Raw genomic sequence first — 15,845 nt, 5'->3', positions numbered from 1 at the left:
CCCGCCGGGCGACGATCGAGGCATGGCTCGACGCACCACCGCATCCACACCGCCGCCCGAGGAGACCCCGGACGAGGCACCCGCCGCATCCGCGACGACCACCGCGACCACTGAAGACGAGGCCGCGCCCGAGGTCACGCCCGGGACGCCGCCTGTCGAGAGCCGTTTCTTCGCCTGGATGCGCGGGCTCGCGCTGCCGCGCCGCGCCGGCTGGCTCGGCGGGGTGTGCGCGGGCGTCGCCGACCGTCTCGGCATCGACCCGCTCATCGTGCGCGGCATCGCCGTCGTGCTCGCCGTGGTCGGAGCGCCCGTGGCGCTGCTCTACGCGATCGCCTGGTTCCTGCTGCCCGACGAGCAGGGCGTCATCCACGCCCAGCAGCTCGGCCACGGGCGCGTCACGCGGGCGCTGCCCGGCATCCTGGGTGTGTTCCTGCTGTCGTTCCTGCCGCTCACGCAGAGCTTCTGGTACGCGGGGGCGCTGTACTGGAACGACCTCGGATGGGGCGGCGCCTTCGGACGGATCGCCTGGACCGGGGTGCTGCTGATCGGCGCGATCGTGGTGGTCGTGTGGCTGGCGAAGCGGTCCACGAGCGCGGTTCCGGTGCCGCGGGTCGCGCCCGAGACGGTGCCGGCGGATGCCGCCCTGGCATCCGCGGCCGCCCCGGCGAGCGCCCCCGTGACCGACCCGGGCGAGCCGCCCGCGCCGCCGGCCGACGTCTCCGACGAGGAGCTCGCGGCGTGGCGGGAGCGCCAGGACGCCTGGCAGACTCAGCGCGCCGCCTGGGCCGCCGAGCAGCGCCGCAGCGAGCGCGAACGGCGGCAGGCGGAGGCGAGCGCGCGCGCCGCCGAAGCGCTCGCGGCCTCCCGCGAGCGCACCCGGATCCGCACGCTCACCCGCCCGCGCGCGAGCGCCGGGGTGGTGTTCCTCTCGCTGGGTGTCGCCCTCGTGGGCGGCGCCCTCGCCGCGTTCGCGGCGTCCGGCGACCCGGCGACCGCCGACTCCGCCTGGGTGATCGGCGCGGGAGTGCTCGTGCTCGTGCTGGGGGTCGCCACGGTCGCCGTGGGGATCGCGCGGCGCCGGAGCGGCGCCCTCGCGTTCTTCTCGATCCTCGCCGTGCTCGCGCTGCTCGTCGCGGTGGTGCTGCCGAGCGATCGTGTCGTCATCCCGCCGGGCGCCTCCATGGGGATCAGCGGCGCGGAGGACGGGCGCTTCGCGCAGCTCGCGGGGAGCACCAGCCTCTACGTGCCCGACCGCGACGGCGACACCGCCACAGTCGACCTCTGGCAGCTCGCCGGCTCGGTGTACCTCGAGCTGCAGGAGGGCGCGACGGTGCGCCTCGAGATCGCGAGCGACGACGGCGTGCGGTACGTGACCGTGGACGAGCTGAACTACGACGGTTCCGGGCGCACCTCGCAGTTCCGGATCACGGACCGCGCGTGGAAGCTCACGCTGGGCGAGGGAACACCCGACCTCGTGCTGCGACTCTGGGCGGGGCGATCGACGAGCGTCTACGTGAACAGCTGGAGCGAGAACGCGTCGAACCTGCTGTTCAGCATCCCCCCGGACGAGACCTGGTCGACGACGACCGACGGTTCCGTGATCGAGGGCGAGCCGACCCCCACCGCGACGCCCATGCCGGGCGCCGACACCGACTCGACCGAGACCGGAGGCAACTGATGACCGACACGACACCGCTCGACGCGCCCGCGGCATCCGAGACGGAGCCCGCCGCTGCCGCGCTGCCGCGCCCCCGCATCCGCGTCGGAGCCGTGCTGTGGGGCCTCGTGCTCGTGGCGCTCGCCGCGTTCGCCCTCTGGCTCGGCGCGGGCCCTGACCGCCGCCTCGAGCTGCTGCAGAGCCTGCTGGCCCTCTCCCCCCTCGGCTGGACGGTCGTCGTCCTGGTGGCCCTCGGCTCCCTCACCACCCTCCTCGCCCTCGCCGCCGTGCTCCGCCGCCTCCAGCACCGCCCTCGCTGACCGGTCGGTTTCTGGCCCCATTTCCGGGTTTTGGGGCCAGAATCCGACCACTCAGCGTTGTGCACAGGGGGAGTTGTCCACGGATCCCGGGCACGGCGCGAGGGGCGGATGCGGGAGGCGCTTGGGTGGGGGCATGTCACGAGCCGCCGCACCCCTGCCCGAGGAGTGGGCCACCGAGCCGTTCCGGGTCCGCGACGCACTCCGCCGCGGCCTGCCACCCGGGCGGATGGCGGGCCCCGACCTCATCCGCCCCTTCAACTCGGTGCGCACCCTCACCCCCGTGCGCGCCCCGCGGGAGATCGTCGAGGCCTACGCGCTCCGCCAGCACCCCGGCCAGGTGATCAGCCACACCACGGCGCTCCTGCTGTGGGGTGCGCCTCTCCCCCGCTCGGTCGAGACCGAGGAGGCGATCCACGTCTCCTCGGTCGGCGCCGCGCGCCCGCGAACCGCCCACACCATCCCGCACCGCCTCTACCCGCAACGCACCCCGGTGACGATGCTCGGCGACATCCACCTCACCTCGCCCGAGGTCAGCTGGGTGATGAGCGCGCCGCTGCTCGGGCTCGACGCGCTCATCGCGGCGGGCGACTTCCTGGTCACCGGCAGCGAGCCCTACGACGGCGCCCCGCCGCTCACCACCATCGACGCGCTCGCGGCGACGGTCGCGCGCCGCCCCGGCGACCGCGGCATCCGGCGGGCCCGCGAGGCTCTCGAGCAGGTGCGCTACGGGTCGCTCTCGAACGGCGAGACGCGGATGCGGTTGATGGTCGTGCGGGCGGGCCTCCCCGAACCGGAGCTCAACTACTGGGTGCTCGGCCCGCTCGGCGACCGGGTGGCGATGCTCGACGGCGCCTACCCCGAGTTCCAGCAGGCGCTCGAGTACGAGAGCCTGCTGCACCAGAGCCCCGAGAAGTTCCGCCGCGACATCCGCAAGCAGCAGGAGCTCGCGGCGATCGACTGGAACCTCCACCGCCTCACCTCCGAGGAGGTCGACCCTCGTCTGCGCACCCCCGCGTCCCGCGCCGCCGTCGCCCGCATCCGGGCAGCCCTCCGCGCCCGCGGCTGGACACCCCCGCGCTGAGTGGTCGGTTTCTGGCCCCAAAACCCGGAAATGGGGCCAGAAACCGACCGGTCAGCGCGGGATCAGTGGAGGCGGACGGTGGTCAGGGTGGGGAGGAGGGACTCGAGGCCCGCCACGCCGGGGGATGCGGCGATGTCGCGGCCGATGGCGGCGCTGCGCTCGCGGAAGGTGGGGTCGGAGAGGAGGCGGCGGACGGCGGAACGCACGGATGCGGCATCCGCGCGGTCGGTGCGCAGGTTGATGCCGGCGCCGCTCCAGGCGACACGCGCCGTGACCTCCGCCTTGTCCTCGGTGAGGCCCGCGGTGACGAGCGGCACCCCGTGCTCCATCGCGAAGTGCACCCCGCCGTAGCCGCCGTTGGTGACCATCACGTCGGTGAGCGGCAGCAGCTTGTCGTACGGCAGGTAGGAGGCGATGCGCACGTTGGCCGGGTACGCGCGCTCGGGCACCTCGCGGCCCCCCATGCTCACGACGACGAGCACGTCGTCGTCGGCGAGCGCCTCGATCGTGGGGTCGATGAGCGCACCCAGGTCGGTGTTCGCGACGGTGCCCTGGGTGACGTGCACGACGGGCCTCGAACCGTCGAGGTCGCCCCACCACTCCGGCAGCGGCATCGTCGAGGGCGTCGTACGCGAGACCGGGCCGACGAAGTGCACGCTCGCGGGCAGGTCGCTGCGCGGGTACTCGAACGACGGCACGGTGAACTGCACGATCGCGTCGGCGAGCGCGGCGCTGCCCATGAAGTCGCGCGTGAGGGTGCCACCCGCCCGCTCCACCAGCTCGCGCGCGTAGCGCTGCACCGATCCGAACACGATCCGCTCCGCGACGAAGCGCAGCATCCGGTTGCGGATGCGGCCGGCGAGCCCCGGCTTCGGCGGGATGCCGAGGCCGAAGGGCGCGGTGTCGCGGCTCGCGAGGCCGAGCGGAACGATGCCGAGGTTGACGACCGGCGGCCGCTCGCCGGGGCGGCACAGCAGCAGCAGGGCGCCCATGAACATGCTCTCGACGAGCACCGCATCCGGGCGCTCCTCGGCGATCGCGGCGTCGACGGCGGCGAGCTGGGCGGGTCCGGGGCGCAGGAAGATCTCGCGCAGGTCGTAGCGGATGCCGGCGGGGCCCGACAGGCCCTCGCGCCCCGGGAAGGCGGCCGTGATGTCGCGGTCGTCGTAGTCGGCCTCGGCGGGCAGTGGCACCCAGCCGGCACCGGCGGCCTCGACGGCGTCGCGATAGCGCGTGCCGGTGAGGAAGCGCACCCGGTGACCGGATGCGATGAGGTGCCGGGTGACGGCGAGCAGCGGCGTGACGTGGCCGTGCACGGGGGTCGAGCAGATGAGCAGGTTCAGGGAGGCGGTGGTCATGGCGTCGTTCTCAGCGGATAGGGTATTGGTGGACTCGTCAGAGTATTCACCACCCTGTTAGGAAAGTCAAATGACATCCCGCGCCTACAGCTCCCCCCTGCGCGCCGCCCAGGCCGCCCAGACCCGCCGCCGCATCCTCGAGGCCGCCGCCGAGCTCTTCGCCCGCGACGGCTACGCCGCCACCTCGCTCGCCCGGCTCGCCGAGGCATCCGGGGTATCGCTCGAGACGGTGAAGGCCAACGGTCCCAAGAGCGCCCTCATCCTCGCCGCCTTCGACGTCACCTTCACCGGCGAGGACGGCGGCGCCACCACGATCGGCGAACGCGAGATCGGCGCGCGGCTGCTCGCCACGCCCGCCGAGGAGCTGCTGCCCGCGTGGGTCGAGTTCATCACGGGCGCCAACGAGCGCATCGCACGGCTCTGGATCGCCCTGCTCGACGCATCCATGGGAGACCCCGCCGTCGCGGAGGGGCTCGAACGGCTGCAGGAGCGCCGCCGCAAGGACTTCCGCGACTCGATGGCGGGCTTCCGCGCCAGGGGCCTCGCCCGCCGCCCGGGCGATGACGAGGAGTTCGCCGCCGCGCTGCAGTTCCTCGTCTCCCCGAGCGGCTACGTGCAACTCGTGCTCGACTCCGGCTGGAGCATGACCCGCTATCGCGACTGGCTCGTCGACACGATCGAGCGCACCGTCTTCACCCCCTGACTCCGCCCCGCATCCGCTGACCGGTCGGTTTCTGGCCCCAAACAACGCGAATGGGGCCAGAAACCGACCGGTCAGCGTCATGGGTGGAGGGGATCCACCGAACGGTGGAGGGCGAACCCACCGGGATGCGGGTGGTGCGGGGCGCGCGGCGGGCGCACGATGGGCACATGACCACCCAGAACGTCGTCGAGGTGCGCGGGCTCACCAAGAGCTACAAGGGGTTCGAGGCCGTGCGCGGCATCGACCTCGACATCCGCCGCGGCGAGACCTTCGCCCTGCTCGGCCCCAACGGCGCCGGCAAGTCCACCACGATCGAGATCCTCGAGGGGTACCGCGCCCGCACGGGCGGCGAGGTGCGCGTGCTCGGGGTCGACCCCGCCCACGGCGGCCTCGCCTGGAAGGCCCGGCTCGGCATCGTGCTGCAGTCGACCGGCGAGCAGGGCACCGCCACCGTGCGCGAACAGCTGCGGCATTTCGCGGGCTTCTACCCGAACCCGCGCGACGTCGACGAGGTGATCGCCGCCGTCGGCCTCGACGAGAAGGCGAACACCCGCATCGCGAAGCTCTCCGGCGGCCAGAAGCGCCGCGTCGACGTCGCCCTCGGCATCATCGGCCGCCCCGAGCTGCTGTTCCTCGACGAGCCGACGACGGGCTTCGACCCCGAGGCCCGCCGCCAGTTCTGGCGCCTCATCCGGCAGCTCGCCGACGAGGGCACGAGCATCCTGCTCACCACCCACTACCTCGACGAGGCCGCCCAGCTCGCCGACCGCGCCGGCATCATCGCCCGCGGCGAGCTCGTGGCGCTCGGCGCCGTGGACGAGCTCGGCGGGGCGGATGCGCGCACGCCGATCGTGCGCTGGGTCGAGCGGGGCGTCGTGCGCGAGGAGCGCACCCACGAGCCCGGCGCGCTCGTCGCCCGGCTCGCCGCCGCCGGCGAGCCCGAGCGGCTCGAGGTGATCCGCCCGAGCCTGGAGGACATCTACCTGGAGCTCGTCGGCGACAGCGCCGACGCATCCGCCACCGCCGAAGGGACCCTCGTATGACCGCCACCGCCCCCGCCCCCGCCCCGGCCGCCTTCGGCCTCGGGCACGCCCTCCGCCTCGGGATCTCGCGCGTCGGGTACGAGGTGCGCTCCTACTTCCGGCAGGGCGACACGGTGTTCTTCACCTTCCTGTTCCCGCTGCTCATGCTCTCGATCTTCTCGGTCGCGTTCAGTTCGATCGAGTTCGGGCAGACCCCCGACGGCGAACCGCTCACCGCCGCCCAGTACTACCTGCCGGCGATGCTCGCGGCCGGTGTGCTGCTCTCGGGGCTGCAGAACCTCGCGACCGACATCGCCATGGAGAAGGGCGACGGCACCCTCAAACGCCTCGCCGGCACCCCGCTGCCGGTGGTCGGCTACTTCATCGGCAAGATCGGCCAGGTGCTCGTCACCGCGACCCTGCAGGCGGCGCTCATCATCGTCGTCGCGTGGCTCGCCTTCGGGGTGACGCTGCCGACCGACCCGGAGGCCTGGCTCACCTTCGCCTGGGTGTTCCTGCTCGGCGTGACCACGTGCGCGATCCTCGGCATCGGCCTCTCGGCCCTGCCGCGCACCGGCAAGAGCGCGACGGCCGTCGTCATCCCGATCGTGCTCGTGCTGCAGTTCATCTCGGGCGTCTACATCCAGTTCTCGATGCTGCCCGAGTGGCTGCAGAACATCGCGAACGTCTTCCCGCTGGCCTGGCTCGCGCACGGGATGCGGGCGGTGTTCCTGCCCGACAGCTACGCGGCGATGGAGGCGGGTGGCGAGTGGAACCTGACCGGCATCCTGCTCGTGTGCGGCATCTGGCTCGTCGCGGGGCTCGTGCTGACCCGGCTCACCTTCCGTTGGATCCGCAAGGATGGCTGAATGCTGAGGTCGCGTTGGTGGCTGGCGGTGCTCGCCACCGCCACGATCGCCCCCGTCGTGTTCCTCCTCGTCGGGGGCGCCCCCGCCGCGTCGATCGCGACGGGGGCCGGCGTGGGTGCGGGCTATGCGATCGCCTTCCTGCTGCTGTTCCGCCACACGAGCGAGGGCAACGCCCCGGCGATCGCCCTGACCGCCCTGACCGTGCTGTTCGCCGGGGCGCTCACCGCGCTCGAGCCGATGTTCGCGATCTCGCAGGCCCTCGCCTACCCGCTCGCCTGGGTGCTCGCCCGCGGCCGGGGGCCGGCGATCGTCGCGAGCGCGGCGGTCGCGGTCGCGGTGGGTGCGGGGTTCTTCGTGAGCATCCCGGGCCCGGATGCCTGGCAGGCGGTGCTCGTGAGCCAGGTGGTGTCGTTCGGGTTCGCGATCATCATGGGCACCTGGATCTCGCGCATCGCCTCCCTCGGCGAGGAGAAGGCGCGGCTGCTCGACGAGCTCACCGCCGCGCAGGACGAGCTCGGCCGACTGCACCGGGATGCCGGGGTCACCTCGGAGCGGGCGCGCATGTCGCGCGAGGTGCACGACACGGTCGCGCAGTCGCTCACCGGCCTCGTGCTGCTGGCCCAGCGCGCCCGACGCGAGGCGGCATCCGGCGCGGTCGACGACGAGACGCTCGAGCTCATCGAGACGGGGGCCCGGGATGCGCTCGCCGAGACGCGCGCGCTCGTCGCGGCGGCCGCGCCCGTGGAGCTCGCCACCGGCGGCATCGGCGAGGCGCTCGAGCGCCTGGCGGAGCGCTTCGAGCGCGAGACGCGCATCCGCGTGACGGCGGCGACCTCGCTCGCCGCGCCGCTCGACCGCGACGCCGAGGTGGTGCTGCTGCGGTGCGCGCAGGAGGGGCTCGCGAACGTGCGCAAGCATTCGCGTGCGGGCTCGGCGCGGCTCGAGCTCGTGGCGGATGCGCGCGAGGCGCGGCTGCGGGTGGCGGACGACGGCCGCGGCTTCGCGTCGGATGCGGAACCCGGCGGCTTCGGGCTCGCGGGCCTGCGCGAGCGGCTGGCGCTCGCGGGCGGCACCCTCGAGGTCGACGGCACGCCGGGCGCGACGGCGATCGTGGCGACGCTGCCGATCGGGGGTGCCGCGTGATCCGCATCCTCGTGGTCGACGACCACCCGGTCGTGCGCGCGGGCATCGTGGCGCTGCTCGAGGCGGCGCCCGACGTGGAGATCGCGGGCACCGCGGCGAGCGGCGAGGAGGCGCTCGCACTCGTCGCGTCGACGGCGCCCGACCTCGTCGTGATGGATCTGCGGATGCCGGGGATCGACGGCGACGAGGCGACCGCCCGCATCCTGGCCGCGCATCCGGGGGTGCGGGTGCTGATCCTCACGACCTACGAGTCGGATGACGCGATCCTGTCGGCGATCGCCGCGGGGGCGAGCGGCTACCTGCTGAAGGCGGCGCCCGAGGAGGAGCTGCTCGCGGGGGTGCGCGCGGTGGCGGCGGGCGAGGTGGCGCTCGCGCCGAGCGTCAGCCGGATGCTCGTGGCGCGCACGCGGGCACCCGAGCCGCCGCGCGGTCCGGAGCTGAGCCCCCGGGAGCTGGAGGTGCTGCGGCTCGTGGCGGAGGGGCTCTCGAACCGCGAGATCGGCGCCCGCATCCACCTCGGCGAGGCCACGGTGAAGACGCACCTGCTGCACGCCTTCGCGAAGCTCGACGTGAACGACCGCACCCGCGCCGTGACGCGCGCGATGGAGCTGAAGCTCCTCTAGCCGAGGAGCGGCGCCACCTCGGACCAGGTGGGCATCGAGGGGGATGCGCCGGGGCGGGTGGTCGCGAGGGCGGCGGCGACGGATGCGGCGCGCAGGGCCGCGGGCTCGGTGTCGCCGAGCGCGAGGCGGGCGACGAGCACGCCCGTGAAGGTGTCGCCCGCGCCGGTCGTGTCGACGGGGGTCACCGGGTGCGCCGGCACCTCGGTGACGAGCTCGCCGCCGCGTGCGACGAGCGCCCCGCGGGCGCCGCGCGTGACGACGACGGTGCCGGCGCGGCGCGAGAGCGCGCGGGCGGCATCCGCCTCGTCGTCGACGCCCGCGAGCGCGCGCGCCTCGGCCGCGTTCGGCACGAGCACGTCGACCTGCTCGAGGAAGCCCTCCGGCAGCTCGAGCACGGGCGCCGGGGTCACCACGGTCGTCACCCCGACGGACCGCGCGAACGCGACGGCCTCGGCGACGAGCTCGAGGGGCCGCTCGAACTGCACCGCGAGGTAACGCGCCGCGCGGATCGCGGCCCGCTGCACGTCGTCGAGCGGCAGCCGCACGCCGTTCGCATCCGGCACCACGACGATCGCGTTCTCGCCGCCGTCGAGCACCGAGATGTGCGCGGTGCCGGTGGGACGCTCGACGAGCGCGATCCCGGCGGTGTCGATGCCGTCCGCCTCGAGGGTGGCCCGCAGGGTCGCCCCGAACTCGTCTCCCCCGAGCGCGCCGAGGAACGCGACCGACGCCCCGGCCCGCGCCGCCGCGACGGCCTGGTTGAGCCCCTTGCCGCCCGCGACGGTCGCGAACGACGAGCCGAACATCGTCTCGCCGGGCTCCGGCAGGCGCGGCTGGCGCACCACGAGGTCCATGTTGGCGCTGCCGAGCACGACGATGTCGGTCACAACGAGACCCCGACGAACACCGGCTCGGGCTGCAGCCGCACGCCGAACTCGGCGAGCACCCGGGTCTGCACGTAGCCCGCGAGCTGCACGATCTCGGATGCCGTCGCGCCCCCGCAGTTCACGATCGCGAGCGTGTGCTTGGAGGAGATCGCCGCGCGCGAACCGGGCAGCGCGAAGCCGCGCGCGATGCCCGAGCGCTCGATGAGCCAGGCGGCCGAGAGCTTCACCCGGTACTCGGCGGATGCCAGGGGCGGCACGTCCTCGCCCGGCGCGAGCACGCGATCCGCCTCCTCGTCGGCGACGGGCCAGCGCGGCGCCTCCGCGGGCAGCGCGCGGGCGAACGACTCGGAGACGATCGGGTTGGTGAAGAAGGAGCCGGCGCTCACCGAGTCGGGGTCGGCGGCATCGAGCACCATGCCCTTCGAGGCCCGCAGCGCGAGCACGGCGCGGCGCGCGTCCGCGAGCGGCACGCGGTCGCCGAGCGCCACCCCGAGCGCGGTCGAGAGCTGCGCGTAGGCGACGGGGCCGGAGTGCCCGCCCGCGTCGAGGTCGAGCTCGACCGCGAGCACGATGCCCGCGCGGCCGCGCTTGAGCGCGCTCGTGCGGTAGCCGAGGCCCAGCTCGCGGGCGTCGAGCCGCAGCACCTCACCCGTCGCGTAGTCGAGGAAGTCGATGCCGACGAGCCGCTCGCCGAGCTCCTGCCCGTAGGCGCCGATGTTCTGCACGGGCGCCGCGCCCACCGTGCCGGGGATGCCGGAGAGCGCCTCGACGCCCGCGAGCCCCGCCTGCACGGTCGCCGCGACGAGCCCGTCCCAGCTCTCCCCCGCGGCGGCGCGCACGCGCGCGTGGCGCCCGTCGGCGTCCACCGCGATGTCGATGCCGCGCGTCGCCACCCGGATCACGGTGCCGTCGAAGCCCTCGTCGGCGATGACGACATTGGAGCCGCCGCCGAGCAGCAGCCAGTCCTCGCCCGTCTCCCACACCTCGCGCGCGGTCGCGACGAGCTCGTCGCGGGTGCCCGGGGCGCGCAGCTCGCGCGCCGGGCCGCCGACCCGCAGCGTCGTGACGTCGGCGAGTTCGACCACGGTCACGCGTCCAGCCGCACGACCGCCTGCGCCTTGCCGAGCACGGTCTCGCCGTTGAAGCTCACCGTCAGGTCGATGCGCGCGCCGGCCTCGTCGATGCGGCCTACCTTGGCGACGACGGTGACGACGGCGCCGTCGACGGGGTCGACCACGACGGGGCGTGTGAACCGCACCTGGTAGTCGAGCACGCGGCCGGGGTCGCCCACCCAGTCGACGACCGGCTGCACGGCGAGGCCCATGGTCAGCATCCCGTGCGCGAGCACGCCGGGCAGGCCCACGGATGCGGCAACGTCGTCGCGGTAGTGGATGGGGTTGAAGTCGCCGGATGCACCCGCGTAGCGCACGAGGGAGTCGCGGTGGAGCAGGAACTCCGCCTCGGCGACGACCTCGCCGAGGGCGAGCGCGGAGACGGCGGGGGCGCTCATTCGTCGCCCCGCACGACGAGGCTGGAGGTGGCGGTGACGACGTGCTCGCCCGCCGCGTCGGCGATGAGCGCGTCGGCGGTGACCATCGAGTGGCCGCCGAGCGTCTTGACGCTCGTGACGGTGAGGGTGGCGGTGAGCTCGTCGCCCGCGACGATGGGGCGGCTGAACGCGAAGCGCTGGTCGCCGTGCACGACGCGCGAGAAGTCGATGCCCGCCTCGGGGTCGGCGAGCAGCACCGCGAGCGCGTGCTCCTGCACGACGACGCCGAACGTCGGCGGCGCCACGACGTCCGCGTAGCCGGCGGCGCGCGCCGCCTCGGGGTCGTGGTGGAGGGGGCTGGTCGCGTAGACGGCCCGCGCGAACTCGCGCACCTTCTCGCGGCCCACGAGGTAGGGGGCGGTCGGCGGGTAGCTGCGGCCCTGCAGTTCGGGGTTGACGCTCACCCGACGAGCCTATCGGCGCACCCCGGCGCGCGACCCCCGGACAGACGGAACCCCGGCGACCGTCGCGGTCAGCCGGGGCTCCGGGGGGTACTTGGTGGCGCTGCCTACTGGCAGGACTCGCACATGAGGTCGTCCATCGGGTCGACCGGAACTGCGTAGCCACCGACGGTGTCGACGTCGTTCATGGCAACCTCCCTCGAAGTTCTCAACTGGTGGTTCCGGGGACGGGCCCCGGATGGGTTCTCACTATATAACGGGAACTTCACGGATGTCATTCCCCTAGATGTTGTGTTCTCGGCGTGTCGCGAATTCTCGTCCATTCAACCGCGCACCACTGACATCCGGGCCGTCGAGGGCCCTACCATCGAGCGAGGAGGACACCGATGACCGACCCCGCGAACACCGCATCCGCCGCCGCACCCGGCTGGTACCCCGACGCCTCGGGTGCCCAGCGCTGGTGGGACGGCCGGGGCTGGACCGACCACGTCGCGGCGCCCGCGACGCCCACCGGTTACGCGCAGGCTCAGCCGCTCGTGCGACCGGCGCTGCCGGAGGGCACCCGCGTCGACACCGTGTGGGTGTGGCTCGTCGCGACCGTCTCGCTGCTCGCGTCGAGCGCGGTCTTCCTGTTCGACTTCTCCGGCTACATGCGCGTCGTCATCGGCCTCTCGTACGGCCTGGGCGGCACCGAGGCGCTCACCCGCTTCTTCGCCGTCTACTTCCTGATCATGGGCCTCTCGGTGCTCGCCTATGCGCTCACCGTGATCGCCGCATACCGCGACTACCGACACCTCACGGCGGTGGGCGTCGTGCGCCCGTTCCATTGGGCGTTCGCCTTCATCCCGATGCCGCTCGTCTACCTCATCGGTCGCCTCGTCGTGCTGCGCAAGGTGATCCGCACCGCGGGCTGGCCGCTGTGGGTGCACGTCGCGCTCTACGCCGCGCTGCTCATCGGCTCGATCGTCTGGTCGGTCGCGCTGACCATGCAGATGCTGAACGAGTTCCCCGGCTACTTCGGCGTCTACTCCTCCAGCTGAGCGGGCGCGCTCAGCCGTCGAACTCGAGCTCGACGACCCGCGACGTCAGGTGCATCCGCGCGCCGGGGAAGATGCTGCGCACCATCGCCTGCAGCTCCGGCCCGATGCGGCCCGGGCCGCCGCGCTCCCAGCGCAGGGTGAGCAGGATGCGGTCGCCCGACCTCCCGACGACGGCGCTCGGCCGCCGGCGGGCGAGCGCCGCGCAGACCGCCTCGAGGGCCGCGCGTTCGGTGTCGTCCATGCGCGTCGCGAGGCCGTCGGGGTCGTCGAGCGAGACGACGAGGTCGTCGAGCCAGACGCCGTCGGCCTCGCGCACGAGGGCACCGCGCAGCGCCTCGCCGAGCTCGCGCGCCCGGATCGCGCTCGCCGCATCCGTCTCGCCGCGGGCCAACAGCTCGCGCAGGAAGGGCGCCACCTCGCCCTCGATGAGGGTGAGCCGTTCCACCCGCAGGTCGGCGCGCACGCGGCTGCGCAGCCGGGCGGCGTTCTCGGCGCGCAGCCCGCTGGTGTGCTCGCGCCAGCTCAGCAGTCGGCTCACGAGGGTGGCCGAGAACGCGGCGGCACCCGCGCCGGCCGCGAGCAGCGGACCCGCGGTGAGCCCCCCGTAGACGCCGGGCGGCAGCGTCGCCTGGGCCGCGATCGACCCCGCCATCGTCGTGCCCGCGACGAGCACCGAGCTCACCGCGGTCATGGCGAGGATCTCGACCGCGGGGCGGAAGCATCCGGTGGCCATCACGAGCAGCGCGAAGGCGATGGGGCCCCAGTCGGAGCGAACCGTCGCGTTCGCACCCCACTGCGACGCGGCCTCGAACCCGACCGCCGCGAGGCACAGCAGGTGCAGGGCGAGCGCGCTGCGCCAGGTGAACGGCGCCCGCCGCGGCGCGCTCGACATGACCAGCACAAGGCCCGCCGCCACGAGCGCCGCGAACGCCGCGACGAGAGGAGCGGCCTGCCGGTACTCCTCGCGGTGGATGATCGTGAGGGCGATCGAGGTGGCGAACGCGCCGAGGGTGAGCACCCAGGTGAACGCCTGCGCGGTGACGCCGCCGAGCGGGTCGAGCAGTTGCGGGGAGAGGCGATGCGGCATCCCTCAGCCCTCCGTCGGCACGACGATGTTGACGGAGGTGCCGGCTCCGGGGCTGCTCCACACCCGCACGCTGCCGCCGCAGCGCTCGACGCGCCCGCGCACCGACTCGCTGAGGCCCAGACGGTCCGCGGGCACCGTGTCGGGGTCGAAGCCGACGCCCTCGTCGACGACCGTCACGCTCAACTGCCCGGCGGATGCGGTGACGGCGACCCAGGCCTCGGAGACCCCCGCGTGACGGGCGACGTTGACGATGCACTGCTCGAGGGAGGAGCGCAGCGCACCGGCCGCGGGCTCCGTCAGCTCGTCGAGCGCCGCGATGTCGCCCTCGAGCCGCACCCGCACCCCGCCGGCGACGCCGATCGAGGTGAGCCACGCGCCCACGCCCGGCGCATCCGGGGTGCGCTCCCCGCGCAGCACGGGCAGCATGGCGCTCGACTCGAGCCCGCGTTCGAGCCGGGCGCGCTCCTCGGCGCCGAGCGGGCCGGGCTCGCGGAGGGCGAGGGCGGCCAGCTCACTCAGCAGGGTGTCGTGCAGTTGCGCGATCGACTCGCGGCCCTCGAACTCGCGCAGGGTTCGGGTGCGCGTGCGGTTGTCGGCCTGCTCGAGCAGCGCCGTGCCGCGTCGCCCGCGCGCCCGCGCGAGCGGGAACATCGCGTAGGCGAGGGCGAGTCCGACCGCGATCGCGATGGGCGGCACGTCGAGCCGCCACGGCAGCCCCACGAACGCGGCCGTGATCGCGATGGTGCCCTCGCCGACCACCCAGCCGCCGATCGCGCCGAGGATGCCGCCCGTCCACCGGTCGGAGGTCGCGCCGATCAGCACGACGATGTTGGTCGACATGGAGAGGAAGAAGCTCGCCGTGCCGGCGAACGCCTGCGCCGGCGACCCGACGACGGCGACGGTGAGGGCCACGAGCGAGCCGACCGCGGCCGCACCGATCGCGACGTAACCCGCGGGGGTGATCGGATCCCATCGCCAGGCGGCGACGCAGCACGCGGCGAGCGGCACGAGCGCGAGCGGCGTCCACACGACGAGGCTGCCCGGCTCGCCGAGGATCAGGATGGCGCTCAGCAGCCAGAGCACCCCGAGCAGCACGAGGCTCAGCGTCGCGGCCGCCGCCACCAGTGCCGAACGGGTGGCGAGGGCGGCATCGCGCACCGGGAAGATCCAGGTGCCGTCCACGGCCCCGCCTCCCACGTGCGGACCGGGCGACGGTGACGACGCTGCGGTCATGCGTGAAGAGTAGCGAGCGTCGGCGCCGCCCGGGCGTCACCTCACCGCGGACCGAAACCCTTCTCGTCGAGCCAGGCCAGCACATCCTGCGCGACGTCGCGCCATCCGGCGTCGAGCGTCAGCGAGTGCCCCTTGCCGGGGTACTCGTGGTAGTCGGTCGTCGAGGAGGTGTTGTCGGCATACAGCTTCGCGACGGCCGCCGTCACGCTCTGCGGCACGGTGTGGTCCTCCGTGCCGGAGGTGAGCAGCAGCGGACCGCGGACGGCCGTGTGGGTGTCGACCGCGGCGGGCGAGTTGCGCACGAAGTTGGCCGTCGCATCCTCGAACAGCGGGCGCCCGGGGCCGGGGATCGTCCACGCCGCGTGCAGGGCGTTCGACTCCTCGTCGCTCAGCACGTTGCCGAAGGCGTACTTGAACTGCTTCTCGTCGAGGGCGACCGTCTTCGACTTGTTGCCGGGGTTCGACAGCACCGGGAAGCCGGAGCGCAGCTGCGAGAACGGCAGGATCTTCACGCCCTTGACGGGCGCCGGGTCGATGGCGACGGCGGCCGCCACGATGTCGTTCGCAAGCAGCTCCTGTGCGATGAGGCCGCCGAAGGAGTGCCCCACGACGACCGGCTTCTCGTCGAGCGTCTCGATGAGGTCGGCGTAGTGGTGGCAGATCTCGGCGATGCCCTGGTTGTTGAGGCCGTCCGGGTTCGCGCGGGTGGCCTCGACCGAGTCGAGGTCGCCCGGCCAGCCGGGCGCATCCGTCGTGTAGCCCTGCGCCTCGAAGAGGTCCTGCCAGGGGCGCCAGGCGGAGGCGTGGATCCACAGACCGTGGATGAAGACGACGCGCGTCATGGGGGTTCTCCTTCTGTCGGGGGTGGGGCG

General features: G+C 73.7%; 17 protein-coding genes. 9 read left to right on the top strand and 8 right to left on the bottom strand.

All coding sequences use genetic code 11. The features are described 5' to 3' along the window. The first annotated feature begins 22 nt into the window (after positions 1-22). The 3 genes from D7I47_RS07730 (at position 23) to D7I47_RS07720 (ending at position 3,058) form a co-directional block, all read left to right on the top strand. A complete protein-coding gene (locus D7I47_RS07730) occupies positions 23-1,678 on the top strand; it encodes a PspC domain-containing protein (RefSeq protein ID WP_120762500.1) in 1,656 nt (551 codons plus the stop codon). Next, entirely contained in the window at positions 1,678-1,977 is a 300-nt protein-coding gene (locus tag D7I47_RS07725) for a hypothetical protein (RefSeq protein ID WP_120762499.1), read from the top strand. The genes D7I47_RS07730 and D7I47_RS07725 overlap by 1 nt, the downstream gene beginning before the upstream one ends. A 133-nt stretch (positions 1,978-2,110) precedes the next feature. Then, positions 2,111-3,058: a hypothetical protein gene (locus tag D7I47_RS07720; RefSeq protein WP_157981670.1), complete on the top strand. Its 948-nt coding sequence runs from the start codon at positions 2,111-2,113 to the stop codon at positions 3,056-3,058. Between the two features lie 62 nt (positions 3,059-3,120). Here D7I47_RS07720 and D7I47_RS07715 read toward each other — a convergent pair whose 3' ends face one another. Continuing rightward, entirely contained in the window at positions 3,121-4,416 is a 1,296-nt protein-coding gene (locus D7I47_RS07715) for a glycosyltransferase (RefSeq protein ID WP_120762497.1), read from the bottom strand. A gap of 70 nt (positions 4,417-4,486) precedes the next feature. On the opposite strand from D7I47_RS07715, the gene D7I47_RS07710 reads away from it, so the two are divergent. The 5 genes from D7I47_RS07710 (at position 4,487) to D7I47_RS07690 (ending at position 8,776) form a co-directional block, all read left to right on the top strand. Then, on the top strand, positions 4,487-5,119 hold the full coding sequence (locus D7I47_RS07710; protein WP_120762496.1) for a TetR/AcrR family transcriptional regulator: 633 nt from the start codon (positions 4,487-4,489) through the stop codon (positions 5,117-5,119). Between the two features lie 167 nt (positions 5,120-5,286). Beyond that, the gene (locus D7I47_RS07705) at positions 5,287-6,162 is read left to right on the top strand and encodes an ABC transporter ATP-binding protein (protein WP_120762495.1); all 876 of its coding nucleotides are present in this window, start codon (positions 5,287-5,289) and stop codon (positions 6,160-6,162) included. Then, complete coding sequence (locus D7I47_RS07700; RefSeq protein WP_120762494.1) at positions 6,159-7,010, top strand: ABC transporter permease; 852 nt, start codon at positions 6,159-6,161, stop codon at positions 7,008-7,010. The genes D7I47_RS07705 and D7I47_RS07700 overlap by 4 nt, the downstream gene beginning before the upstream one ends. Then, positions 7,011-8,153, top strand: a complete 1,143-nt coding sequence (locus tag D7I47_RS07695; protein ID WP_120762493.1) for a sensor histidine kinase — start codon at positions 7,011-7,013, stop codon at positions 8,151-8,153. Beyond that, entirely contained in the window at positions 8,150-8,776 is a 627-nt protein-coding gene (locus D7I47_RS07690; protein ID WP_120762492.1) for a response regulator, read from the top strand. Before D7I47_RS07695 ends, D7I47_RS07690 begins: the two co-directional genes overlap by 4 nt. On the opposite strand, the gene D7I47_RS07685 is transcribed toward D7I47_RS07690, so the two are convergent. The 4 genes from D7I47_RS07685 to D7I47_RS07670 are packed head-to-tail and all read right to left on the bottom strand — an operon-like array spanning position 8,773 to position 11,616. Continuing rightward, positions 8,773-9,663: a ribokinase gene (locus D7I47_RS07685; RefSeq protein ID WP_120762491.1), complete on the bottom strand. Its 891-nt coding sequence runs from the start codon at positions 9,661-9,663 to the stop codon at positions 8,773-8,775. The genes D7I47_RS07690 and D7I47_RS07685 overlap by 4 nt on opposite strands. Then, positions 9,660-10,754, bottom strand: a complete 1,095-nt coding sequence (locus tag D7I47_RS07680) for a UDP-N-acetylmuramate dehydrogenase (protein ID WP_120762490.1) — start codon at positions 10,752-10,754, stop codon at positions 9,660-9,662. The genes D7I47_RS07685 and D7I47_RS07680 overlap by 4 nt, the downstream gene beginning before the upstream one ends. Then, entirely contained in the window at positions 10,751-11,173 is a 423-nt protein-coding gene (locus D7I47_RS07675) for a MaoC/PaaZ C-terminal domain-containing protein (protein WP_120762489.1), read from the bottom strand. Before D7I47_RS07675 ends, D7I47_RS07680 begins: the two co-directional genes overlap by 4 nt. Beyond that, entirely contained in the window at positions 11,170-11,616 is a 447-nt protein-coding gene (locus D7I47_RS07670) for a MaoC family dehydratase N-terminal domain-containing protein (RefSeq protein WP_120762488.1), read from the bottom strand. The genes D7I47_RS07675 and D7I47_RS07670 overlap by 4 nt, the downstream gene beginning before the upstream one ends. 383 nt (positions 11,617-11,999) lie before the next feature. On the opposite strand from D7I47_RS07670, the gene D7I47_RS07660 reads away from it, so the two are divergent. Further along, the gene (locus D7I47_RS07660; protein WP_120762486.1) at positions 12,000-12,653 is read left to right on the top strand and encodes a DUF2510 domain-containing protein; all 654 of its coding nucleotides are present in this window, start codon (positions 12,000-12,002) and stop codon (positions 12,651-12,653) included. Positions 12,654-12,663: 10 nt separating this feature from the next. On the opposite strand, the gene D7I47_RS07655 is transcribed toward D7I47_RS07660, so the two are convergent. The 3 genes from D7I47_RS07655 to D7I47_RS07645 are packed head-to-tail and all read right to left on the bottom strand — an operon-like array spanning position 12,664 to position 15,815. Then, a complete protein-coding gene (locus D7I47_RS07655; RefSeq protein ID WP_120762485.1) occupies positions 12,664-13,740 on the bottom strand; it encodes a hypothetical protein in 1,077 nt (358 codons plus the stop codon). A gap of 3 nt (positions 13,741-13,743) precedes the next feature. Next, positions 13,744-14,973 carry a sensor histidine kinase gene (locus D7I47_RS07650; protein ID WP_157981669.1) on the bottom strand — a complete coding sequence of 410 codons (1,230 nt, stop codon included), beginning with the start codon at positions 14,971-14,973 and terminating at the stop codon, positions 13,744-13,746. Positions 14,974-15,014: 41 nt separating this feature from the next. Beyond that, positions 15,015-15,815: an alpha/beta hydrolase gene (locus D7I47_RS07645; protein ID WP_120762483.1), complete on the bottom strand. Its 801-nt coding sequence runs from the start codon at positions 15,813-15,815 to the stop codon at positions 15,015-15,017. Positions 15,816-15,845: the final 30 nt, after the last annotated feature.

The sequence above is a fragment of the Protaetiibacter intestinalis genome, from assembly GCF_003627075.1.
GTDB lineage: Bacteria > Actinomycetota > Actinomycetes > Actinomycetales > Microbacteriaceae > Homoserinibacter > Homoserinibacter intestinalis.
Note: the sequence above shows the minus strand (reverse complement) of the source record. Positions and strands in the feature narration are given on the sequence as shown.